General features: G+C 62.9%; 1 protein-coding gene. It reads left to right on the top strand.

The features are described from left to right. The coding region (locus FNJ47_RS48040; protein WP_163163727.1) for a hypothetical protein at nucleotides 1-245 on the top strand (245 nt) is incomplete at both ends.

Genomic DNA, 245 nt, shown 5'->3' with positions numbered 1-245 from the left:
CCGACAAGGCCGTGGTATTGGTCGCGCCCTTCCCGAACTACCAGGTCTACGAGAACGACCGGACCATCGGCACGCTCGCCAGCGTGCTGCCGAGCCTGGCTTCGGCGCTGATCAACCAGGCGCGCTTGCTCCAGCGGTTCATTGTTGATCGTGCCGCCGTCGACCGCCCAATATTTGAACGGACCGTCCGCCGGAAAACGCGAATCCGGAGGGATGATGACAAACCTTCCCGCAGCATCGACGGT

Source organism: Bradyrhizobium uaiense, assembly GCF_010811875.1.
Taxonomy (GTDB): Bacteria; Pseudomonadota; Alphaproteobacteria; order Rhizobiales; family Xanthobacteraceae; genus Bradyrhizobium; species Bradyrhizobium uaiense.
This window is presented reverse-complemented; position numbering and strand designations above follow the sequence as displayed.